Annotated in this window: 2 protein-coding genes; both read left to right on the top strand. The window is 40.5% G+C overall.

What is annotated here, in order from left to right:
- Positions 1–4: 4 nt before the first annotated feature.
- Positions 5–238 (top strand): type II secretion system protein, encoded by a 234-nt coding sequence (locus R7Z77_RS28725; RefSeq protein WP_005388453.1) that lies wholly within the window; start codon positions 5–7, stop codon positions 236–238.
- A gap of 115 nt (positions 239–353) precedes the next feature.
- Positions 354–506, top strand: a 153-nt coding sequence (locus tag R7Z77_RS28730; protein WP_318137481.1) for a prepilin-type N-terminal cleavage/methylation domain-containing protein, incomplete at its 3' end; no start/stop codon positions are given.

Raw genomic sequence — 506 nt, forward strand, 5'->3', positions numbered from 1 at the left:
TCATATGCGTAAATCATCGGGTCTTAGTGCAATCGAATTTGTGGTTGTGCTGATTATCTTAGGTGTGATCGGTTATGTGGTATTACCAAGATTTATCAGCTTTGAACCAGAAACTTACGAGGCTAAGTGGGAGCAAACTAAGCAAACCGCTGAGCACGTTTCTGAAACGCTAAGCAACAAAGAAACGTATGATCGAATTGAAGAAGAAATTGGTCGTTCAAAGGGGCAAAATAACTAGACATTGGTTGTTTGTTCGTCTGTTCACACTTCGAATCGAAAAGTTACAAACCTATCATTAATCTCATAATTTCATCGTATACTTATCTCGCTTGTTCTAAGCCTAAGGTTGGGTTATGAAAATTCGCAGCTCTGCATTAGGGTTCACGTTAATGGAGTTAATCCTCGTGATTGTTCTCCTCTCCATCCTTTCACTTTTTGCAGCCAGCCGTTTTATGGGCTCTGGCAGTTTTTCTGCATATGCACTTCAGGAACAAGTCATCTCAGTC

The sequence above is a fragment of the Vibrio sp. 1401 genome, from assembly GCF_033340295.1.

Excerpts from the sequence above, each read along its gene's own strand:
- R7Z77_RS28725 (WP_005388453.1), top strand. The coding sequence starts at position 5 with ATGCGTAAATCATCGGGTCTTAGTGCAATCGAATTTGTGGTTGTGCTG.